The 23,256-nt window shown below is 63.1% G+C and carries 14 protein-coding genes and 1 pseudogene; 5 read left to right on the top strand and 10 right to left on the bottom strand.

Annotated features, from left to right (window positions below; all coding sequences use genetic code 11):
- Positions 1 to 50 precede the first annotated feature (50 nt).
- A complete protein-coding gene (locus tag ACX5I4_RS02215; protein WP_306962525.1) occupies positions 51 to 941 on the bottom strand; it encodes a transporter substrate-binding domain-containing protein in 891 nt (296 codons plus the stop codon).
- Positions 942 to 1,037: 96 nt separating this feature from the next.
- Positions 1,038 to 2,237: an aminotransferase class V-fold PLP-dependent enzyme gene (locus ACX5I4_RS02210; protein WP_461835225.1), complete on the bottom strand. Its 1,200-nt coding sequence runs from the start codon at positions 2,235 to 2,237 to the stop codon at positions 1,038 to 1,040.
- Between the two features lie 364 nt (positions 2,238 to 2,601).
- On the opposite strand from ACX5I4_RS02210, the gene ACX5I4_RS02205 reads away from it, so the two are divergent.
- The 4 genes from ACX5I4_RS02205 to mobF all read left to right on the top strand — a co-directional run bounded on the left by ACX5I4_RS02205 (position 2,602) and on the right by mobF (position 10,931).
- Entirely contained in the window at positions 2,602 to 5,739 is a 3,138-nt protein-coding gene (locus ACX5I4_RS02205; RefSeq protein ID WP_461835224.1) for an amidohydrolase family protein, read from the top strand.
- 209 nt (positions 5,740 to 5,948) lie between these two features.
- Positions 5,949 to 6,734 carry a sugar-binding domain-containing protein gene (locus tag ACX5I4_RS02200; protein ID WP_461835223.1) on the top strand — a complete coding sequence of 262 codons (786 nt, stop codon included), beginning with the start codon at positions 5,949 to 5,951 and terminating at the stop codon, positions 6,732 to 6,734.
- 15 nt (positions 6,735 to 6,749) lie between these two features.
- Positions 6,750 to 7,049 (top strand): glycoside hydrolase family 2 TIM barrel-domain containing protein, encoded by a 300-nt coding sequence (locus tag ACX5I4_RS02195; RefSeq protein ID WP_306962518.1) that lies wholly within the window; start codon positions 6,750 to 6,752, stop codon positions 7,047 to 7,049.
- A gap of 267 nt (positions 7,050 to 7,316) precedes the next feature.
- On the top strand, positions 7,317 to 10,931 hold the full coding sequence (gene mobF / locus ACX5I4_RS02190; RefSeq protein WP_461835222.1) for a MobF family relaxase: 3,615 nt from the start codon (positions 7,317 to 7,319) through the stop codon (positions 10,929 to 10,931).
- A 327-nt stretch (positions 10,932 to 11,258) separates the two neighbouring features.
- Here mobF and ACX5I4_RS02185 read toward each other — a convergent pair whose 3' ends face one another.
- The 4 genes and pseudogenes from ACX5I4_RS02185 to ACX5I4_RS02170 all read right to left on the bottom strand — a co-directional run.
- Entirely contained in the window at positions 11,259 to 11,837 is a 579-nt protein-coding gene (locus ACX5I4_RS02185; RefSeq protein ID WP_306963372.1) for a PIN domain-containing protein, read from the bottom strand.
- A 5-nt stretch (positions 11,838 to 11,842) separates the two neighbouring features.
- On the bottom strand, positions 11,843 to 12,376 hold the full coding sequence (locus ACX5I4_RS02180; protein ID WP_306963370.1) for a helix-turn-helix domain-containing protein: 534 nt from the start codon (positions 12,374 to 12,376) through the stop codon (positions 11,843 to 11,845).
- A 571-nt stretch (positions 12,377 to 12,947) separates the two neighbouring features.
- The gene (locus ACX5I4_RS02175; protein WP_461835221.1) at positions 12,948 to 15,506 is read right to left on the bottom strand and encodes an AAA family ATPase; all 2,559 of its coding nucleotides are present in this window, start codon (positions 15,504 to 15,506) and stop codon (positions 12,948 to 12,950) included.
- Positions 15,507 to 15,643: 137 nt separating this feature from the next.
- A pseudogene (locus tag ACX5I4_RS02170) lies at positions 15,644 to 16,186 on the bottom strand (transposase); the annotation flags it as partial.
- Positions 16,187 to 16,862: 676 nt separating this feature from the next.
- Between ACX5I4_RS02170 and ACX5I4_RS02165 the strand changes: the two are divergent.
- The gene (locus tag ACX5I4_RS02165) at positions 16,863 to 17,402 is read left to right on the top strand and encodes a DUF2087 domain-containing protein (RefSeq protein ID WP_461835220.1); all 540 of its coding nucleotides are present in this window, start codon (positions 16,863 to 16,865) and stop codon (positions 17,400 to 17,402) included.
- Between the two features lie 59 nt (positions 17,403 to 17,461).
- Here the strand turns inward: ACX5I4_RS02165 and ACX5I4_RS02160 are convergent, their stop codons facing one another.
- The 4 genes from ACX5I4_RS02160 to rhaI are packed head-to-tail and all read right to left on the bottom strand — an operon-like array spanning position 17,462 to position 23,201.
- Entirely contained in the window at positions 17,462 to 18,478 is a 1,017-nt protein-coding gene (locus ACX5I4_RS02160; protein ID WP_461835219.1) for a LacI family DNA-binding transcriptional regulator, read from the bottom strand.
- A gap of 48 nt (positions 18,479 to 18,526) precedes the next feature.
- On the bottom strand, positions 18,527 to 19,984 hold the full coding sequence (locus ACX5I4_RS02155) for a rhamnulokinase (protein WP_461835218.1): 1,458 nt from the start codon (positions 19,982 to 19,984) through the stop codon (positions 18,527 to 18,529).
- Entirely contained in the window at positions 19,981 to 22,032 is a 2,052-nt protein-coding gene (locus ACX5I4_RS02150) for a bifunctional aldolase/short-chain dehydrogenase (RefSeq protein ID WP_461835217.1), read from the bottom strand. Before ACX5I4_RS02150 ends, ACX5I4_RS02155 begins: the two co-directional genes overlap by 4 nt.
- Positions 22,033 to 22,034: 2 nt before the next feature.
- Positions 22,035 to 23,201, bottom strand: coding sequence for an L-rhamnose isomerase (rhaI, locus tag ACX5I4_RS02145; protein ID WP_461835216.1), 1,167 nt, complete (start codon positions 23,199 to 23,201; stop codon positions 22,035 to 22,037).
- Between the last annotated feature and the right edge of the window lie 55 nt (positions 23,202 to 23,256).

The raw sequence follows: 23,256 nt of genomic DNA, 5'->3' as shown, positions 1-23,256 counted from the left end.
CTTGGAGCCAGGTCGGTTGACTTTTCACTCGACATCGAAAAGGCTCCGCACTAGAAGGTGGTCGGCTTGGTGTTGAGCGTCGGCGGAACGATGGCGTAGTCAAGGAAGTCGTTGTCCTTGAGCATCTTCGCCCACGTGCCGTCCTGGATCAGGGATTGGATCGCTTGGCTGACAGCCTTTTCGAGTTCTGTATTGCCCTTGGCGAAGACCCAGCCCGAGGGATCCACTGGGATGGTCGAAACTTTGCCGGGCAGCACGACCAGCGCGCCTTTGGTCTCGCGCTGCGTTTGGGCCCCTGCCGGAGGGTTTTGCAGAGCTGCATCGAACCGGTTGTTCTGCAGGGCCTGCATCTGGGTTCCGGGGTCCTGGAAAAGGATCTGCTTCGGCGCAGGGGCACCACGCTTGGCGCAGTCGGCGGCGATCAGGTCGAACGCCGAGGCCTGTGCGGAGCCTTGAAGGTGGCCGAAGGTCACGCCGCACAGCTGCGCGGGGTCGACTCCGTGGGGATTGCCTCCCTGGACCTGGACCACATAAGCCGGCCGCGCCCAGTCGAGAATATCGACGACCTTGCGGCGCTCTTCGGTATCGCTGAGAGTCCCCAGCGACCAGTCATAACGCCCGTTGGAAATCGAGGGAATCAGTGCGGGGAATTCCACGCTGTGGAATTCGATCTTGACCCCCAGCTTCCCGGCGACGGCCTTGGCCAGGTCGATTTCGAAGCCGGCCGGTTTACCGGACGCGTCGAGGTAGCGGTATGGGGGAAAGGCCATGTACCCGGCGACGTTGACCACTCCTGCCTGCTTGATGCCGGCTGGCAGCGCGATGCCTGGTGCCGCATGGGTTGTGGGCGCCGAACTGTTTCCGGCGTCGCTTCCGCAGCCCGTTAGGGTGGCGGCGACGACGAAGACTGCGACGGCAGACAACTTACGAAGATAGTTCAATTCTCTTGCTCCTTAGCACGTGCGACTTTGCACTGAACGTTGGGTTGGAAGGAGGAATGCGGGTGGGAAGGGGACGAAGCTTCTTTGGCGAAATAGTCAGAGAGCGTGGCGCGGGACCAGCAGGCCGCCGATGTCCTCAAGGGCGTTCATCAGCACCGCTAGGTCCTGCTCTGTGTTGTAGTAATGCCACGCCGTGCGGATGTTTCCTGATCGCGTGGTGACGAGGATGTCCCGTGCCGCGAGCTCGCGCACCGCCTCCTCCGGCCGGTCGGCCCGGATGGCCACGAGACCTGCCCGATGCTCCGCGTCCCGTGGCGTGTCCGTGACGAATCCCGCAGATTCGATGGCGTCGATTGCTTGGGCCGTCAGTGTGCTGATCCGGTTCTGGATCCGGTGAAGACCCACGGAGGCGATCACTTCGATGCCAGCGCGGCTCCCGTAAATTGCCGGCACCGGTGTCGAGCCGACCTGGAACCGCCTGGCATCATCGGCCTCACGGTGCTCAGCGATCTGCATGTCGTTCGGGTCGCGTTGGGCGAACCATCCCGTGATTGTCGGGTGCAAGTCCGCCAACAGTGAGTCACGCACATACAAGAACGCCACTCCGGGACTGCCAAGAAGGAACTTTGCCGTGCCCGAGGTGAGGACATCGACTCCGTCAGCTTCGACGTCGACGACCCGCGTGCCAGCGCAGTGATAATCATCAACGACCAGCCAGGCCCCGGCCCTGTGTGCCACGGCCGAGAGGCGCGCAAGATCCAGGCGGCGCCCGTTCCGGAAGGAGACATGCGACACGCAGACAAGCTTGCAGTCATCGTCGATGGCGGCTTCGAACGCGGCGATGGCCGCCTCGGAGTTCCCCGCCGGGACAATGCGGACTTCCACACCGTGCCGTGCCTGAGCATGGAGCAGATACATGACAGACGGGAAATTCTGGTCATCCGCTACGATCACCCGCCGACCCTCGGACTGCCAGTTAATGCCCGAAAGCAACGAAGCAAGTCCGGCAGTCACGGAAGCGGTCACGGCGACCTCTGCCGTCGATGAGCCGATGAGTAACGCCACCGCGCCCCGGAAAGCCTCCTGCTGATCAAGCCATCCAGTAAATGCTGTGCCCTCATTCGCCCAACTGTCCAAGTACGCATGGTAGGAATCACGCACATGCATGCTCATCGCACCGCGGGCGTTGCTTGCAAGATGCACCTTCCGCTTCAACACCGGAAACTGCGCACGGAAAACCTCAACACTGTCGCCAACGTTCACTGCAGCGTCGGTAATTCCCTTCATCGCGTTCATACGTGTTCCTGACTTCCTATTTCTAATGACATGGGGAGGGTGGAAAAGCCGATCCGTGCCTGAGCCCGCGAACAGAAGGGTGCCCAGCCTCCAGCCCACGTCATGCCGCAAACTGTGATGTCGGTCATAGGCCCTAACGGTACGGAAAGACGACGTCATCAAAGAAGACGAAGTTTTGGATCGCGGCGATCAACTTCGCTGATGGCTCGGAATTTGCCCCCTGCTCAGCCCCAGATGCCGCTATCGGCTTTCCCGATGTTCTCGATCGAAAATCACTATTTGATCAATGACCCTCCCTGCCCTAATTTGTCCAAAGGGCCGAGATCCGGGTCGCTCGCTGTTGGAGGAATCCGGATTTGCAGAAGTGCGGCCGGTAGAGGAGAACGATGGGCAGGAAAACAACACCATCGCGTCGATTGCGCGGAAAAGAGCTTCCCTCGGGCTGGACTGGTCAGCTGTGATCCAGGAAGCGGTTCACGCGCCACAGGCGCAGAAGCGGCAGCCGGAGGAGCGGTGGGTTGAGCTGCACGAGGGCACCAATATTTGCGCCACCGTCTCGCCGGACGGTTCCTCTTTAGCACTCGATCTGCTCGGGGTGCTGTGGACCTTGCCTATTTCCGGTGGCGAAGCCAGTCCTATCAGCGACGAATTTGCCGACGCAACACAACCTGACTGGTCACCGGACGGCAAGACCATCGTCTTTCAGTCGTACCGTTCCGGCAATTTTCACATTTGGCAAGTGGATGCCGACGGAACCAATCTGCGTCAGTTGACAACCGGGCCGTTTGATCATCGTGAACCCAGATTTTCACCGGACGGCACACAGATCGCCTTCTCCTCCGATCGCGAAGGCAGTTACGGGATCTATGTTCTCAACCTTACCTCCGGCCTGGTGACCGTCTGGGCCAACAGCACGTCCGAAGAGGCAACGCCGGCCTGGTCACCAGACGGCACTCGACTGGCGTTCACCGTCGACGGCGTGGCCATCGATTCCGTCGACGCCGCAGGAGGTCGCCGTCGCCATGCAAAAGTCGATGACGCCCTGGTGTACGCCCCGAGCTGGAGCCCCGACGGACTCGACGTAGCGTACATAGTCTTCGACGGACAGCTGCCCGGCCCCTTCGGCTTCGGCCCCACGAGACTCGTTGTGGAGGGTAACACCGTCAGTTCGAAGGACGAGGACGTGTTCCCGTTCCGGGCGGTCTGGCTGTCCGCGCGTGAGGTGCTCTATACAGCGGACGGAGGCATCCGTCGCCGTAACCTCGCCACCGGCGCCGTCGCCGACGTCGAATTCACCGCCCGGGCGCGGGTCACCGCGCGCCGGGAACTTCCCAGGCAGCAGAAACGGACGGACGAGCGTTCCCCGATGGGTATCGTCGGCCCGGCGTTGTCGCCAGATGCGAGCAAGATCGCCTTCTGCGCGTTGGGCGATATGTGGCTCACGCCAGTGGACGGCGGCCAGCCGCAACGACTCACCCGCCATTCCTTCGTAACCGACCCGGCCTGGTCCCCGGACAATCGCTTTCTCGCCTACACCTCGGACCGGTCCGGAAACCCTGACATATGGATCCGGGAGCTGAGCACCGGAGCGGAGCGACGGCTGACTGCCTGCGGATTCGCCGCCGTTGCGGCGGCGTGGTCGCCTGATGGCACAAGGATCGCCTTCCAGGACCATGAAGGCGCCACGTATGTTGCCGACGTCGAAACGAGCCAGGTGTCTAAGGTCCTTGGACCGATGTGGCAGCCTGGCCGGCCAACCTGGTCGCCCGATGGCGCAGTCTTGGCCTTTGCCGCGGTGCAGCCGTCGTCCAGGCGGTTCCGCGAAGGGTTCAATCAGATCCTCACGCTCGATCTACGCACCGGGAAAACAACCCATTTCGATCCAAGCCCACACCGTTCGCTGAGCACGAGGGGTTACGACGGACCTGTCTGGTCCCCGGACGGCTCCCGCATGGCGTTCGTGATGGGCAGCACGCTTTGGGTCATCCAGGTCGACGGCACAGGTCGCCCGGCAGGCCCTGCACGGCGGCTGACACATGAGGTAACGGATGCACCCACTTGGAGCGGCGACTCGGCACGACTGCTATACCTTTCTCAAGGCCGCCTCCGCCTGATTCCGGCTGGCGGCGGACCCGCGAAAACCATCCCTATCGCCTGGCCGCGGATTCGTACGTCATCTCCGAAGAGAACAATCATCCACGCGGGCCGCCTGTGGGACGGCGAATCCCAGGGGCTTCGCGAGAACGTGGCAATTGTCGTCGAAGGCGACCGAATTGTCGACGTCGGGCGGCGGTCCGAAATCCGCGACGGGCAGGTCATCGACGCAAGCAATCTTACGGTGATGCCTGGTCTGGCCGACATGCACGTGCACCCGCACATGAGGGGCAAATTCTTCGGTTCACGTCAGGGCCGTATCTGGCTCGCGTTCGGTATAACGACCATCCGATCACCCGGGGACCCGGTGTATCAGGCGCTGGAGGAGCGCGAGGCGATCAAGGCTTGCCGTCGGATTGGACCGCGCTACTTCGGCACCGGAGAAGCAATTGACGGCAGCCGAGTCTATTACAACTTCATGCGTCCCACCACCCCCGACGACCTCGAACTCGAGCTGAGCAGGGTGGATGGATTCGACTACGACTTGGTGAAAACCTATGTCAGATTGCCGATCACATCGCAACGCACCGCAATCCAGCGGGCCCATCGCAACGGGCGATGGGTCACCTCCCACTACCTCTACCCGGCCGCCCTGCTGGGTATGGACGGTGTGGAACACCTCTTCGGCTCGAACCGGCTGGGCTATTCACAAACGATGACGCGCCGCGCCCGCGCCTACGACGACGTAGTCACCATCTTCGGCGAAACCGGAATGTCCATCACACCGACCCTGTCGATCGCATCCGTACTACTGGCAAACGACGATTCATGGCTCATCGACCGACGCATAAGGGCGCTCTATCCGCCCTGGGAATTGGAAGCCCTCGCACAAAAGGCAAACCTCGTGAAATCCAGTCCGGCAGTAACCGAGAGATTGCGCACCGCATTGGCATCGCAAGTGTCCGTCGTGCAACGCATCATGAACCGCGGCGGCCTTGTCATCAACGGCACTGACGCGCCCATTGACCATACAGCTGTTGGCACGCACCTTAATCTGCGCGCCATGGTGGCCCATGGCATCAGCCCTTACGACACTCTGCGCACCGCCACACACAACGCCGCCATCGTTCTGGGAGCCGAGAACGAACTGGGCAAGGTTCAGCCAGGCTTCCTGGCAGATTTGATCTTCGTCGAAGGCGACCCCCTACGGGACATCACTTCGGTTGCGAAGGTCCGCAAGGTCATGGCACAAGGAGTGCTCCACGACGTCGACGACTTGCTCACCCCGGTGCACGACGACCTTTCCGCCACAGGCCATGACCCGGCCGCCCATGTAATCGACGCCCGGAAGCGGCATTACAGCAACGAATTGATCGGCCAGAGGCTGCCCACCACTGGTTGCTGCTAACCCTGCAGTCCCGATCTATTACCCCGGAAACTCAACAAGAAGCTCGCCTGCGTCGCTGGTGCTGATTTCCGACGCACTTAGGCCGGCATGTTGAGGTCGAGCCGGTCATGGCAAGTGGCCTCTAGAGAGCCACCCGGTCAACTGCGGCTACAGACTGAATTTTCGCAGTCCTAACAGCCAAGGTGATTCCCTACTGCCAAGACGCGCCGATGGGCGGTCGGTTTCGGATCCGGGGCCGGCTTCTCGTGCGGGGCCGGCGTGGGCAGCATGAAGACCTGGACATCCGGGACCACGTCGGATGGGTCTGGTACCAACGCACGGTTCGCGACCCCCGCGGCTGGGCCGTGGAACGCATCAGGGTCCGGGTGGACGCCGCCACTCACGAGGGCAGGGTCTTCGTCAACGACGCACTCGTCGCCGAGCAAATCGGCGGATACACACCTTTCGAAGCGGACGTCACATCCCTCGTCGACGCCGGTGAGGAGTTCCGTCTCACCATCGGTGTCAACAACGAACTCACCAAATCCACTATGCCGCCCGGGTTCGTCACAGTGACCGAAGACGGTCGCCGTCAGCAGAAGTACCTTCACGACTTCTTCAACTACGGCGGCCTCGCGAGATCTGTGTGGCTGTACAGCGTCCCCTCCGTCGCCGTCGTCGACGGCGAAGCGGATGTGCGCGTGAGCGTACGCGGTACCGATGGAATGCTCGTCGCGCGGGAACACCGAGCCACGGGGGAACTTCGCATCGCGGACGCGGTGCTCTGGCAGCCGGGAGCTACATATCTCTACGATCTCGTCGTCGACGTCATGGATGGGGAGCACATCATTGACTCCTATTACCTGCCTGTCGGGGTGCGAACCGTCGAGGTGCGCGGTACGGAACTCCTCATGAACGGCGAGCCGTTCTACTTCCGAGGCTTCGGAAAGCACGAAGACAGTGCCATCGTGGAAAAGGCCACGACCCGGTATACATGGTTCACGACTTCTGCCTGAACCTTCGGGAAGCCGATGATCATCACAGAGTACGGAGCAGACACTCTGTCTGGAGTGCATTCGGTCCTCGATCAGCCATGGACCGAGGACTACCAGGTCGCGCTCCTCGACACCTACCATCGGGTCTTCGACTGCATCCCCGCCGTCGTCGGCGAGCAGGTGTGGAACTTCGCCGACTTCCAGACCACGAGCGGTGCCTTCCGTGTTGATGACAACCGGAAGAGAGTGTTCACCCCCGACCGCTGCCCGAAGGCGGCTGCCCGCATCCTTCGCACGCGATGGCGCAACCAAGCATCCGACACCGGATCCCGCTGACATTACCTTGGACAAGGGCACCACACTCGATCCACACACAAGAATTGTCGACCCCTCTGCCGCTGGATCCATCGCCCTGATCGTCCCCACCCGGATGGCCCTTCACCCAACTTTCGACGGCGCATGACCTGCCTTCACACGTCTGGCATCCAAGCGGGGACCGGGCATTATCGACGGAAAGGTGACAGGCCGCCGGTAGTCATGTGCCTGAAGCCGTTGCTGACGATGAAGGGGCGTGAAGCAACGGCGAAACGACATCACCTCCTCATGCCCGGACTGCGCTTGCCGGCACTCCGCGGGTGTTCCCGGGGCATTGCGGTGACGATGTCCATTGCCCGGCTGTCTGCGGATGCCGGGGTGAAGTACCTGCTGAAGACCACGGCCCATGGTGATGTGACCGTGCGCAATCTGACGGACTACTACACGACATCCGGTAACCCGCCCGGGACCTGGCTGGGCGCCGGCATGGACGGCATCGGCCTGGCCCCCGGCACCGTCCTGACGGATGATTCGGCAAGGGCAGTCTTCGAAGGAGCGCTGCATCCGGTCACCGGTGAGCCGCTGGGCCGCCGACACGGGCAGCGGGCCACCGTCCCGGCAGGGCCGGGACCGAAGACCGGAACGTCCGCGCGTTACCCGGTTGCCGGGTTCGACTTGACGTTCAGTGTTCCGAAGTCGGTCTCGGTCCTGTGGGCGCTCAGCCCGCAAGCCGTCCGGGACCGGGTGTTGGCGGCGCATCACCGTGCCCTACGGGACACCCTGGTCTGGCTCGAGTGCCGGGCCATCGGCACCCGGACGGGCCGCAACGGCGTGGCCCACGTCCCGGTCCGCGGAGCCATCGCCGCCGCGTTTGATCATTGGGAATCCCGGGCCGGTGACCCGCAACTGCACACCCACCTGGTCATCGCCAACCGCGTCCAACGAACCAGCGACGGGGCGTGGGCCACTCTCGATTCCCGGACCCTGTACAAGGCGGTCGTCGCGGCCAGTGAGCATTACAACGGCTTGCTCTTCGACGAGCTGCGGCGCAGCTTGGGAACCGAGACTGAGCTGCGGGCACCGGCCTCGATAGAACGCAACCCCGGCCGCGAGCTATCCGGGGTCGATGCCGGGCTGATCACGGAGTTCTCCGCCCGGGCACGGATCATCGAACTCGAGAAGGACCGGCTGGTCCGGCTCTGGAACCTTGAGCACGGGACCGATCCCTCCGACTCGACTGTCCTGAAGCTGCGGCAGCAGGCCACCCTCTCCACCCGGACGGCCAAGGACGCCCAACCTGTACCGTTGGCCGAGCGGCTCACGTCCTGGCGTCGCCGGGCCGACGGCCTTGGCTGCACGCCGGAACATTTGATTACCGGCACTGTCGACCGGTCCCGCACCCGGCCCCTCACAGGCGCGGACCTGTCCCCGGAATGGCGGCAGGTCACCGGGCGGCTGGTGATGGACCTGGTCGCCCAAAAACGCGCCACCTGGAACCGGTGGAATCTACTCGCCGAGGCCGAACGCGTCTGCGCCGACATCCGGATGGCCAGCCCGGCCGAACGCACAGCGATGATCGAAGCCCTCGCCGACGACGCCCAGACGCTCTCTGTCCCCCTCAACGACTACCGGTACACCGCCCCCGACAACGCCCGGGCCGATCTCGCCACCGACGGGCACACGGTCTTCGACCCGGTCACCGGAACGGTCTTCACCAACGCCCGCATCCTTGCCGACGAGGAAGCCATCATGGCCGCCAGCCACGCCACCGACGCGCCCGGGCTGGAGCTTTGGGACGCCGTCGACGCCGTCACCGCCACGCCCGGCAGGGCGGGGCCTGGCCTGTTCGCGGACCAGCAGGACGCCGCCATCCAGGTCCTGACCAGCCGGCGCCGTCTGGACGCGCTCACCGGCCCGGCCGGGGCAGGGAAGACCGCCACGATGAAGGCCGTGAGCGATGGCTGGCAACAGGTCCACGGCCCCGGCAGCGTGGTCGCCCTCGCCCCGGCCGCCGTGTCCGCCGACGTCCTCGGTGACGCGTTGGGACTCGGAGCGGAGAACGTGACGAAATGGCTCTACGAATCCAACGGCCCCGGAGCAGCCAACCGCGCCCGCCGCTACCTCCTCGCCGAACACGCCCTCGAACACCCACGTGCTGCCGGCCCGACGCAGAGGCGGCGGCGGCAGGCGGCACAGCTCCTCGCCACCGTCACGGCCGAACAGTCCCGCTGGCAGCTCCACCCCGGCCAGCTCGTCATCATCGACGAAGCATCCATGGTCCCCACCTACCAGCTCGCCGCCCTCACCGGAATGGCGGCCACGGCAGGAGCGAAACTCGTGCTGGTCGGTGACCCTGCCCAGCTGGACTCCATCGACGCCGGCGGGATGCTCGGCTGGCTCGACCGCACCGGCCGGGCAGTGAGGCTGACCTCACTGCACCGCTTCACCCACGCCTGGGAAAACGCCGCATCGCTCCAGCTGCGGGCAGGGAACTGGGACGGGATCCTTCAGTACCAGCGACACGGCCGGATCCAGGCGGGAAACGACCACCGGATGATCGAGGCGGCCTACAAGGGATGGGCCGACGACGAGAAAACGGGACTGGCCTCCATCCTCATCGCCCCCGACAATGACACCGTGACCATCCTCAACCGGCGCGCCCAGGACGACCGGGCCGCCACAGGAGCCGTTGACACCCGGCACACCGTGCCCCTGGCCGACGGCCTCACAGCCGGGTGTGGGGATGTGATCCTGGCCCGTCGCAACGACCGAAGGATCAGGGACAGCCTGGGCGGGTTCATCAGCAACGGCACCCTCCTGACCATCACCGCACACCCCACCAAAGCCGGCACCGTGCCCTGCGTCAGAAACGACACCGGCGCCACCATCAACCTTGACCGGAGCTACCTGTCCGGGTTTACAGAATTGGGGTACGCGACCACAGCACACCGCTCGCAGGGAATCACCGTCGACACCGGGCACATCGCCGTCACCGAAGGCAGACTCACCCGCGAACTGTTCTACGTCGGCATGACCCGCGGCCGGACCAAGAACACCGCCTACATCGTCGAACCCGACACCGACGCGGACGAACGGATTGATCCGACAAGTCTGCCTGGCTGGCCGGAGATCCTCGGCGAAGTCCTGGCCACCGAAGGCGCCGAACACACCGCACACGAAACCCGGCAGGAACTCCAGGACAGCACCGATACCCTCCAACAGCTCGCCGCCGAGCACGACTACCTCACCCAACTCGCCGCCGACGAGGACCTCACCGATTTCCTCACCACCAACTCCCCAGGCTCGGCCGGGGACCTGCGGCGCTCCCCGGCATGGGGGCCCGCCGTCGCCGCATGGAAGCAGCTGGCAGCACATGACCGGAACCTGGCCGAGCACGAAGTGCTCAACGCAATGACGCCCCGCGGCGAAGTCCGCGACCTGACGGCCATCATCCACAACCGGCTGCACACCGCCGCCAACCGAGACGGAGCACCCGAGGGGCTCGTCCGGTGCCCCGGCAACCGTCCCGACCTGAGCAACCTTGTTACCCAGGTCGAACAGCGCATCCGCAACCGCGCCAAACTCGTAGCCGCACACATCCCCACCAGCCAGGAACCATGGGTGCAGGCCCTTGCCTCGCAACTCCAGAACATCCCAGACCCGGACCGGCGACGGCGAACGCTACGGGAAATCCTCATCTACCGGGACCGCTGGGCCATCACCGACAACACAAACCCGCTCGGAACCCCTGTCAGCTGGGAAGAACCCGACATGCAAAACCAACGCCAACGACTCCAGACGAAGCTCTCCCCTGTTATCCATCCCCGCACCGGACCCGCCACGGAAAATGTGCACCCGTACCAGCCCTCCCATTCGACACGGGACATGGGCCTGCGAATCTAGAGTTAGACGTCGCACTTCCCATCGCTGGCCGAAGGTGCCGACCGCTCAGAGCCATGGCTCGTGATCGCGGAGTCGAACACACGATCCGCAATCTCAACGGAAAGATCGGTGGAAAGAACTCCTATGGAAATGATCCCAACCCCCCAAAGGGATAGCGCGAAACCAGCATGACGCTCGACGTGGGCCTGCTTGAGGTGGAGCGCAACCGTTTCGTGCGCGAAAAGTGATCCTTTACGGGACGCAGCGGCCTCCGTTCGCCGCTCGCAGTCTTACAAGCAGGCGCTTCACCCGGTTTGCCAGCTCTTCGTGGGCGATCCGTAGCCGAGGCTACAGAAGCTCTCGGATTAGGGAAGTTGCCGCTTCCAGGCAATACAGCCTGTCAAGCGTGTCCAGGATCTCCATCGCTGACTGCTCGGCATGTTTGGTCCCGGACCGGCTGGCCATTGCTTGGATTGCTGAGACGCCTAGGTCCGGTCGCATGGAGACTGTTTCGTAGGCAAAATCTTTCGCGCTGACAATCTGGATACCACTCGGGATCTTGTCGGCTGGGAAGTCTCGAAAGTTAGCAGTAACGATACTGCCCGCTCCACCGACAACCGCCGCGGCCAGCACGTGTTCATCGTCGGGGTCGGGCAATCCATAGGACCCGTCCAGCCCTTCCCAGTTCCTCACGATCGAATCCGGAAAGTGAAGCCGGAGCTGAGTACTCAGGTGAAGCGCCTTTTTCGCGGCATCCTTTTCTGAATCACCCCGTTTGATGCGTTTCCGCTCCTCATTGACCTCAACCTCTTCGATAATGGCTTCGCTGAAGACAAAGCGGTACGCCCCCTCGAACGCCAGCGAGAGCAAAAAGTCACGTTGAGTGCTGGGCCAGAGGACACAACTGTCAAGAAGGGCGGTGAACATGCTCCCTATAGTTTCACTTGCCGAGCTCGGCGCCTGCGGCCTGCTTCCGCTCGAGCGTACTTCAGGTCCTCAATAAGGGCCGCTGGGTCTTCATCATCGATGTCACCAAGTGAAGCTAATGCTGCGTACTGCTCTGCTTTCCTCTCGTTCTTGAAAGCCAGAACATCCTCGAGCCTGACTCGCCGATGGGTGGCAGGTTTCTCAAACGGAATTTTGCCTGCATCAAGAAGCTTCACGAGTGTGGGGCGCGTCACGCCAAGGAGTTCTGCGGCCTGTTGTGTAGTGAGCGTCATGGAACTCGGAGTGATTGTGACGGCCAGTCCCTTACGCATAGCTTCAACAGCTTTGACCAGCACATCGTAGATTTCAGAAGGGATCTCCACCTGATCGCCGGCGGTGGATCCTGACAGGAAGAATTGCGGCCGCGGCGCAGCCCCAGTCCGCTCAGTGTGCGCCTCGATGAAGTCGTAAATTTGCCCAGTCCTTGGAGCTTCGGGGGCGAAGAAGGTTTCCTTAACGGCGGCGGGACTTATGCTCATGGCAGCAGGCTCTCTAGTTTCTGTTTTTACGCTTGTCGTTTTTTCGTTTTTTTCGTTTACGTTTTTCTCATCGTAACGCCGTACGGCAACGCTGTCGAGTGTGGCGGGGCTTCCTAGAGGGGTAGTCTCACTGCGGCAGCGCGCGAAGAGATTGGATTCAAATCCGGACCGGAGACGTCCACAGAACCGCCGACGAGGCAGCCTCACCCTTCACCTCGTGAGGGACTTCGGCGGTCTTGGCAGCGGACAGGGAGCCTCCCGGCCGACCGCGGCCTAGCGAGGGCGGGACCGGGCCGGGACAACAGCAAAGACTTCCCCGGTCGTTGTCTAGTGCTCCAAAGCCTCACGAAGCTTTCCCGCGCGATCTGAATCGGAGCGATCAATGACAGATTGTACGTTGGTAGTAACGTGCTTGGGTCCGGTTCGGCTAAAGGCTTTTTACGGGCAGATGAACCATTCTCGGAACCGAAGGGAATGTGTGTCTCATAACCAAGGTGCCTCAAAACGCTAGGGATACGAGGCGAAGCAATAGATCGCTTGAGCTACGAGACCTTCTCGTCCAACTCCAACGTCAGCTCCCTTGGTACTTCTTGACGCTTTTCAACCATGTATCGAGCACCTCGATCTCGGCCTTGAGGGTATCCACCGATGGCGGCGTGTAGTTCAGCTCGGGGTGCGGATCATGACGGGAAGCCCAACCAGAGATTCTGCTGTAGGAATCGTCGTACGTCTTGATGTCGTCAGGAGTAACTCGGCCGATGACTCTAAGTTTCCCGACGCGGACCTCCAAGGTTCGATAGTCCACAAGCGGCTCGGCCAGTACTTGGCTAATGATGCGTTCCCATGTCTGCGACATGTGACCCGCGATTTCCTCGGTGGCGCGCTGGTAGTCCGGATCGGACATGCCTTCTTCGTCACGTCGTAGCGCTGCGACCTCCTGCCGCAGAGTATCGACGCGTTGCGCGGCATCCTGCGCCGTCCAGGGATGCTTGAGCGTGGTGAACCCTGGGCCAATCTTGCGCTTGCGTTCGATCCCGCGGGTCGCGAAGGGGACGTTCGCTGCTTCTGCGGTCTTGCGAAGGATCATCGTGAAGGCGATGTCATGCGTGAAGACGATTACCTGCCGCTCTCCCGCCAGGTCTGTGATCCGGCTGGCGACGGCCTCTCGCCGCATGTGGTCGAGCGAGGACACGGGGTCGTCGAACACCAGCGCCGACTTGCTTGTGTCGAAGTGCACTTCGGTCAGGAATCCGGCGAAGCCGAGCGCCGTCTGCTCGCCTTCGGAGAGTACCTCACCGAGGCGCGCGCCTGCCCGCGCGTTCAAGAAGTCGGCCTTGTGGAGCAGGCCCATTCCTTGGCGCGACCTGGTTGCCTTGAAGGTGACTCGCTCCAGTTCGAGCCGGTCGGTTTCGCGTGTGAAACGGTCTCGGGCTTCTTCGGTCACGTACTTCTTCGTCAGCTCGCCCACCTTGTCGGTGATGGCGCGCGTGTTCGCCTCGGAGAACTTGTCATTGAGCACCGTGTACTCGAGCAGGCGGGCGCGTTCCGACTCGATCTGGGGCTTCCCGTCCCGCATTGCGATCTGGTCACGCAGCCGGTTCTCGTCGGTTTGGGCCTGAGCGAGACGTTCGGCGAAATCAGCGGCATCTATTGAGCCGGCTTGGTCGCGGAGGCTTTTCTCATGGGCGGCAAGTGCGGTGATGTCAGCGACGACGCTTACGTCCGCCGGCTGTTCATCGGCGATCATGGCTGCCTGGCGTGCACGGAATGCGTCGAATAGCGACTGGACCCGCGCGGAGGACCCCGGTTCTGACTGCTCTACCGCTGCGATGGCGACTGCGACCGATTGGCTCTCGACCGGCTGCCGGCCCAGAGCCGCGAGGACAGCTTCGAGCTCCTTCTTGGCCGACTCGGCGTCCTTAGCCGTCGTGTCCGAGACGAACTCGTGAAACCGTTCTAGCCGTGCTGCTCCTCCGCCATCAAGGGACTGCTGGCACAGGACGCAGACTGCTCCGTCGTCTGCGTGCGGGAAGTCGTGTCCCGGGTAAGCAACGAGCGAGTACTTCTCCGCCGCTTGCCACAGCGCTTTCCAGACCGGCGACCCGATGCCGGCGAGCGGCTCGTCTCCGAACACGGTCAAGGACGCTGCGTCCGCCGCTTCCTGGGCCACCTTCGCGCTCTCGCGCAGCCCTTTGAGCTTCTCGTGCACCGCGGAGCCGAACGAGCGGTCGAGGCCGGACAGGTGATTAGCGACCAGATTTAGTGCATCGGCCGTGCGGAGCAGCTTCTGCTTCTCCTGCGCAGGATCAGCAGTCCGGAGCCGCGCCACTTCCTCGACCTGAGACCTCAGCTTCTGATCGACGTCGTGAGGGCAAGCGGTGATCGCGGCGATCTCTGCGTCCGTCGTCTTGGCCGTGAGAGCCCCCAGGAACGTGGCTGCCGATCCTATATCGGTGACGACGGGGAGAGCTCCGGGAACGCTCTTCTCGGTCTTCCACCCGTCGATGACACGTCGCACGCCGGCGGTCACTGTGGAGAGGTCGTCAAGAAGCTGCACCGCGGAAGGTCGGTAGGAGATCTCGGCCTCCGAGTTGAGGTAAGTGTCTCCGCAGTGCTCGTCATAGAGGGCGACGCGACCGAGGGCAGGATCGGCGGTGGACCCGAGCAACGAGGTGTGTTCCGTCTGCGCGATGAGGAACGTCACCTGGCCCGACTGCTCTCCCGGAGATTCAGCAAAAACGTCCGGGAGGATGTCTGCACGGTGACGGACGCGCACCATGGACTGCAGGATGCGTGCGTAGCCGGATTTCCCGCTGCCATTGTTGCCGTACACGACGGTCAGACCGTCCGGCTCGAACGTCAGCTCCTGGTTCTCGGCAAGTTGATTGACATTCGCCACTCCTTTGACAGAGATGATCCGCACGGGTTCGTGATTGGCGTTCTGAGGGGCGGCGACCGATGCGAGCCAGCCGCCGTCCGGAGCAACGGGCGGCTCCGCGAACATGCTCTTAGCGATCTCCTCATACTCGTTCTCGTCGATCTTTTCACCGCTCGCAATGCGTGCCAATGCGCATTGCTGCCACCAGTGTCGGGTAGCGATCCAGTCGAGTACGTCTTCGTAAGCGGTCACTCTGTCTCGTTCCATCGGGGCGGGCGTAGCTGAGTCGGCCGCGCGGTAGCTGGTACCCCCGGCTTTAGGTACCTAATTTAGCCTCCCCATAAAGGATCGCGCGTCATTGATAATCGCTTCCTTAACCGCGGGCTGCTTCAACCTCTGCAACATGGGGCATCCCTGGTTACGCAGTGGCGTATAAGGGTGTTGAGCTGGCGGTAGAGGGTTCGGGCGATGTAGCGCTTGAGGGATCTGCGGATTTCCCGGTAGCTACGTCCTTCTTGGGTGCGTTTGGTGACGTACTCCCGTGTTCCGGGGTCGTGGACCATCCGAGTCAGGGTGATGGTGCGCAAGGCTCGGTCTAGGCGTCTATCACCGCCGCGGTTGAGTCTGTGTCGGACAGTGTTACCGCTTGAGGCTGGCAAGGGATTCACGCCTGCCAGTGAGGCGAAGGCAGCCTCACTGCGGACCCTTCCTGGATGTGATCAAGCTGTCAGGACAGTAGCGACTGTGACAGCCCCGGCGCCCACCATCTCCAATAGCGGCGCCGCGGGGCTTTGCTGGATCAGCTCGGTCATGCGCTTCTGGTTCGCAGCAAGTTGAGTGGTCACTTCGCGAACGCGGCGAGCCAACCGAACTGCTTCCTCGCGGGCAATTGATAGTTCGATCGGTTCCTGTCGTTCCCGCCATCTGGTGACCGCGCCGTCGTGTCCTTATCCGGCGATCGTGTCGCGTCTCTCAATCAGCGGTCGGGGTCATCGCGGGGGTGGCGGGCGGCCAATCCTTCGAAGCCGTCACGCACGAGTCGTCCGGCACAGCAGCCAAAGCCATACCCGCCTCCCCTGGGTAGCCACGACCCTACAATGGCCGCCGAACTTCACCCGGTAACAACATAAGGACAGCAGCCAAAACACGGTAATACTGGAACAGTCCTTGAGCCGGCGTGACCCAGCCAAAAATTGACGTGCCGGGCGGCACTGTCTTCCCGACGATCTGTCCGCCGGCTCAAGGACGGTTAAAGGGGTGTCGAGCCAGGCGGACATGGCTTGCCCGCAGAAAGTTCGCAAGTCGTCGGTGGGCACTTTTTGGGCACATTTTGGGCACATCCGATGTAAAAACGGGTGATTTGAGGTAACCAAAATCCTTGAATTCTAGGGGTTTTTCATGCCCTCATTGGGGCTGAAAAGGTTTCAAATCCCACCGTCACCGCCAAGTAGCGAGGCCCCTGCTTCCCTTTGTTTACAAGGGATCGGGGGCCTTTTGCTTTGCTCCGGAATGACGCGACTCGCCGTGTCGCAAGCGCTTTCCAAAACCAAAGAAGGTCACGACGGCGCCCGCCCCCTGCAGTGCCTCATTGTGCCTATGCTGGGGCATATGGGGAGTGACTCATCGACGACGCCGGATGCGCGGCGCGTGCTCGCGGCGCTGGCGAACGCCGAGGCTCGGAGGGTCTTTGCTGAGATCAGCATTGGCGGCTCGCTCGTGCCGGCGAAACTCACGCCAGGAAAACTCTCGCCAGCGAAATTCGCACGGGCGCTCGGGCTCCTGACCGAAGCGGGGCTTGTCGAGACGGTCGAGACCGAAGGCAGCGTGCACTACCGCATTCGCGGACATGTCTTCCGAGACGCACTAGCGAGCCTCCCGTCCGCGCCCCGCAGGTCCGGCGTCGAGCGCTTCTTGACGGCAGACGGCCGCATCGATCGCTATCCCGCCCGGGAAACAGAGCGACTCAAGCTTCTCGCATGGGTAGCCGGGCGCATCCTGGACAGCGGCGATCGCGTGGCGGAACAAGAGCTGAACGAGCGCCTGGCCCAGCTCACCAACGACGTGCCGATGCTCAGGCGGTACCTCGTGGACTCCGGTATCGTAAGCCGCACGGCGGACGGTTCGGCCTACTGGTTGGCACTCGACTAGGCCAGCAGATGGCCTCTAAAAAAGCGATCTTCAGAAGCGAACCCCGGACCATCATCCACTCAGGTGCGCTGGCTGCTCCGTCGTACAACAAGTTCCGGCGTAAACACGACTTGCTGGTGTCCGTGTTCGGGCCCGTTGTCGATTTCGTCGAAAAGGAGTTCGGCCGCGCGTTCGCCGATCAGTTGCCGTGGCTGCCTGATGGACGTGAGAGGGATGCTTGATTGGGAGGCGAAGTCAATATCATCGAAGCCCACAATCGCGATGTCCTCGGGTACCCGCAGCCCGTGCGCGGTGAAGGATTGCAGGAGCCCGAGGGCGAGCTGGTCGTTGGCGGCAAAAACGCCGTCAGGGCGCGCGTCCGGCTCGAGATCGTTGATCACGTCGCCAATGTCGCGGCCGCGCTCGAACTTCAGGTTCGGCGTTTCAAACAACTGAAGCCGGACGCCTGCCGCCTCGGTTGCGGCAAGGGCACCATGGTAGCGATCATCAACCTGTTGAAGGGTAAACGGCCCCCCAACAAAGGCTGGACGCGTTGAACCGACGCTGAGGAGGTGCTCCATCGCGGCCCTCCCGCCCGCTGCATCATCGACTGAAACTGAGCAGAAGTCGCCGGTCCTCGCGAGTCGATCCACGAGCACTGAAGGTATGCCACGGGAGCGCATGACCTCAAGACGCTCGATGACATCCCCCAACGGAGTAATCAGGATGCCTTGGACTCGCTGTTGTTCAAAGAGGTCAAGGTAGGACTGCTCCCGGTCGCTGCTTTCCGCGCTGTTGGCCAGGATGAATGAGTGTTTGTGGGCATCGGCTACGTCCTCGGCTCCGAGCGCCACATCCGTGAAGAAGGGGTTCCGGACATCCAGAACCAGCATGCCCAGGCTCCTGCTGGAACCCGACCGCAGGCTTCTGGCCGATTCGTTGCGCACGAATCCAAGCTGGTCGATTGCGGCCAGGACGCGGTTCTTCTTGTCGGCCGAGACCTGCTCGGGTTTGTTCAAGACATTTGACACCGTACCGACGGAAACCTGGGCCAGGACCGCGACATCCTTCAGCTTGGCGCCCAAGTTGTTCGGCACGTTGACCTCCCGCTATATGAATCGAATCAATAAGTGATCCAATACTACTCACGGACTCAATTCCTGGAGTGCCGCCGTTCCCGCGCGGGCGGGCTCGTAGCGTTGCAGCATTGAACTGGCGGCTACGAGTCGGCGCATTTCTTGGAGACTGCGATCCTCCCGGGCAGCTGCGCGTGCCTGTACCAAGACGTTCCCAAGCGCCGTGGCCTCCACTGGACCAGCAACAACCGTTTTGCCGGTGGCATCCGCTGTGAGCTGGCACAGCAAACGGTTTTGCGAGCCGCCGCCCACGATGTGGACCACGGACGTCCGCTTTCCGGACAGTTCTTCGGCGCGTGCCAGGGTTCTCGCGTAGCCGGCGGCTAGGCTGTCCAGAATGCAGCGCACGACGGCGGCAGGCCGGTCCGGGAGGACGGCACCCGTGGCGCGCACCGCGGATCGGATCCGCTCGGGCATGTTATCCGGGGCGATGAACGCCGGATCGTCTGCGTTGATTTGGGGTCCGCCGGCGGACAGTGCCGCCGCGGCGTCGAGCAGACTGGCCAGCGACGGCGCGTGCCCTTCAAGAGCCCAGGTGCGCATGCATTCACTGAGCAGCCACAGCCCGCCCACGTTGCGCAGGTACCTGATGGTGCCATCGACCCCCCGCTCGTTGGTGAAGTTGGCCAGCCGGCTTGCTTCGCCAAGGACCGGGGAATCCAGTTCCACGCCCACCAAGGACCATGTCCCGGAAGAGATGTAGGCGAAGTCTTCTCGCGACGCCGGTACCGCTGCCACGGCCGAAGCGGTGTCGTGCGATCCCACGGCAACCACCGCAGTCTCCGCCGGCAACCCGGTCCGGGCTGCGATGTCTGTTAGCAGCGTGCCCACGGTTTCGCCGGGCTGAATGATGGCGGGGAACAGGTTTTTGGGCAGGCCGAGCGGCTTGAAAAGTTCGGTGGCCCACTCCCCCGCGACGGCGTCGAAGAGCCCGGTGGTGGACGCATTGGTGGCCTCGGTCCGGCGCTGTCCGGTGAGTTTGAACGCGATCAGGTCCGGAATCAGCAATGCCTGCACGCCGCGCAGTTCCCGCTCGGTAGCGAGCTGGTAGATCGTATTGAACTGCAGGAATTGCAGCCCGGTGGTGGCGTAGAGCCGCGCCGGGTCCAGCACCGTGTGGACGTTCGCGACGGCGGTGCGGCCCCGCTCGTCGCGGTAGCTGAACGGCTGCGCGAGGAGTGTGCCGGAGGCATCAACCAGCCCGTAGTCGATGGCCCACGTGTCGATGCCGATGCTGACGATCCGCTCACCGCTCGCGGCGGCCGTTTCAGCGGCCGCCGCAAGTCCCTTGAGCACCTCCTCGAACAGAGCGTCGAAGTCCCAGTGGAGTCCGCCGTCGAGCTCTACCACGCCGTTAGGGAAACGGTGCACCGTTTCCAGCGAGGCGCTATCCTCGCCCACGCGGCCGAGCATGACGCGGCCGGACGACGCCCCGATATCAACCGCGGCGAACAATTGCCCGCTCATCGCAGGAAGGCCGCGGCGACCCCCGCGTCCACCGGGATGTGCAGGCCCGTGGTGTGCGAGAGTTCGTTGCTGGTCAGGACGGCGGCCGCGTTGGCGACGTGCTCGGGCAGGACTTCGCGCTTGAGCAGCGTGCGCTGGGCGTAGTACTTGCCCAGTTCCTGCTCGTCGACACCGTAGACGGCGGCGCGCTTGGCGCCCCAACCGCCGGCGAAGATACCGGAACCGCGGACCACGCCGTCGGGGTTGATGCCGTTGACGCGGATGCCGTACTCGCCCAGCTCCGCGGCCAACAGACGCACCTGGTGGGCCTGGTCTGCCTTGGTGGCCGAGTAGGCGATGTTGTTCGGGCCGGCGAACACCGAGTTCTTGGAGGAGATGTAGACGATGTCTCCTCCCATGCCCTGGTCGATCATGACCTTCGCCGCGGCCTTCGAGACCAGGAACGAGCCCTTGGCCATGACGTTGTGCTGCAGGTCCCAGTCCTTCTCCGTTGTTTCCAGCAAGGGCTTGGAGATGGACAGGCCCGCGTTGTTCACGATCAGGTCCAATCCGCCGAAAGCCAGGACGGCTTCCTGGACAGCCGCGGCCACCTGGGCTTCGTCGGTGACGTCAGCCTGGATTCCGATGGCGACGTCCGCGCCGCCGAGTTCGGCGGCAACAGCCTGCGCGTTGTCCAGGTTGAGGTCCGCGATGACCACGCAGGCGCCCTCCGCGGCGAGGCGGGTGGCGATCGCCTTCCCAATGCCCGACGCCGCGCCGGTCACCAAAGCGATGCGCGTGGCATGGGACTTTGGCTTTGGCATCCGCGCGAGCTTGGCTTCCTCAAGGGCCCAGTATTCGATCCGGAATTTCTCGGATTCCTCGATCGGGGCGTAGGAGGAGATGGCTTCGGCACCCCGCATCACGTTGATCGCGTTGAGGTAGAACTCGCCCGCAACCCTGGCGGTCTGCTTGTCCTTGCCGTAGGAGAACATTCCGACGCCGGGGACCAGGACGATGGCAGGGTCCGCGCCGCGCAGGGCCGGGCTGTTTTCGTCCGCGTGGCGGTCGTAGTAGGCCTGGTAATCCTCGCGGTATGCGGCGTGCAGTTCCTTGAGGCGATCGATGCTCTCCTCAATGCCGGCGTCGGCGGGCAGGTCCAGGACCAGGGGTTTCACCTTGGTGCGCAGGAAGTGGTCCGGGCAGGAGGTGCCCAGCGCCCCGAGGCGGGGATGCTCGGCACTTTCGAGGAATTCCAGGACACGGGGATCGTCGCTGAAGTGGCCCAGCTGCGGCTTGTCGGCCGAAGCGATGCCGCGGATCACCGGGGCCAGGGCGGCTGCTTTGGCTTTCCTTTCGGCTTCCGGAAGCGCGGCGTAGCCGGGGAGTTTGGCGCCGAAAGGCTCGGCTTTGCCGTTCTGGGCGATGTAGCGTTCGGCCTGCTCGATGATCCACAGGGAGTTGGCTTCGGCTTCCTCGCTCGTGGCGCCCCAAGCGGTGATGCCGTGGCCGCCAAGGATGGTGCCGACTGCCTGCGGGTTGGCTTCCTTGATCGCGGCGATGTCCAGTCCCAGCTGGAAACCGGGGCGGCGCCACGGAACCCACACGACCTTCTCGCCGAAGATCTTGGAGGTCAGCGCTTCGCCGTCCACCGCCGTCGCAATCGCGATGCCCGAGTCCGGGTGCAGGTGGTCCACGTGCGCTGCGTCGACGAGTCCGTGCATCGCGGTATCGATTGACGGCGCGGCGCCGCCCTTGCCGAACAGGCAGTAATCGAACGCGGACACCATTTCGTCTTCACGCTCGACGCCGGGGTAAACGGCCTTGAGTGCCTGCAGCCGGTCAAGGCTCAAAACAGCCAGGTTTTCGGCCTTTAGGGTTCCCAGGTCGCCGCCGGAACCTTTGACCCAGAGGAGCTCGACATCTTCGCCGGTGACAGGGTCTTTTTCTGTGCCCTTCGCGGAGGTGTTCCCTCCGGCGAAGTTGGTGTTCCGCTTGTCCGCGCCCAGGCGGTTGGAACGGGTGATCAGTTCTTCAACAGTCTTGTTCGTTGTGTTCTGCATGTTCATGCTTACGCGCCCCATCCGGCTTGCTGGCCGCCCACGCGGTCCTCGTTGATCTTCTTCTGGTAGCCGCTCGCCTTGAACGCGGTCATCGGGTCCGCGGGCAGGCCACGCGATTCACGCCACTCGGCCAGGACGGGCCGGACATCTGTATAGAAGGCATCGTTGAAGATGCCGTTGGCGGCCAGGACATCGCCCTCGCGCTGTGCCTCGGCCAGCGCAGCGCCGTCGATAAGCAGTGCGCGGGCCGTCATTTCCTGGACGTTGAGCACCGAGCGGATCTGGCCCGGGATCTTCTCCTCCAAGTTGTGGCACTGGTCCAGCATCAGGGCAACGCCCGAATCTTTCCCGAAGCCGCCGCCGCGGATGACCTCGTGCATGATGCGGAACAACTGGAACGGATCCGCGGCCCCAACGATCAGGTCGTCGTCGGCGTAGAAGCGGGAGTTGAAGTCGAAGGATCCGAGCTTGCCCAGACGCAACAACTGCATCACGATGAACTCGATGTTCGTGCCCGGGGCATGGTGGCCGGTATCCAGGCAGACGAAGGCCTTCTCCCCCAGGGCAAGGGTCTGTGCGTAGGACGTACCCCAGTCCGGAACGTCGGTGTGGTAGAAAGCCGGCTCGAAGAACTTGTACTCCAGCACCAGGCGCTGGTTCTGGCCTAGGGCCGCATAGATTTCCCGCAGCGACTCGGCCAGGCGGTCCTGGCGGCCCCGCATGTCATCCTGGCCCGGGTAGTTGGTGCCGTCTGCCAGCCAGATCTTCAGGTCCCGGGAGCCGGTGGCGTGCATGATGTCGATGCATTCCAGATGATGGTGGATGGCGCGGCGGCGCACGGCTGCGTCAGAGGACGTCAGGGAGCCGTACTTGTATTCGTCGTCCTGGAACGTATTGGAGTTGATGGTTCCCAGTCCCACGCCAAGACCGGCAGCGTACTCGCGGAGGGCCGCGTAATCGTCCACTTTGTCCCACGGGATGTGCAGAGCCACGGTCGGCGCGAGGCCCGTCAGTTCGTGCACCTTCGCGGCGTCGGCGAGCTTCTCCTGGATAGTCCGCGGCGTGCCGGGCGTGCCGAACACCTTGAAGCGGGTGCCCGAGTTGCCGTAGGCCCACGAAGGAACTTCGATGGCCAGCTCTTCCAACCGGCCCAGCGCCGTTGCTACGTCTTTCATGATGGTTGGTTCTCGCATTCCGTGGTGTCCAGCGTGAAGCCCGGGAGTCTCGGGC

It is taken from the genome of Arthrobacter sp. MMS24-S77, from assembly GCF_054888235.1.
Note: the sequence above shows the minus strand (reverse complement) of the source record. Positions and strands in the feature narration are given on the sequence as shown.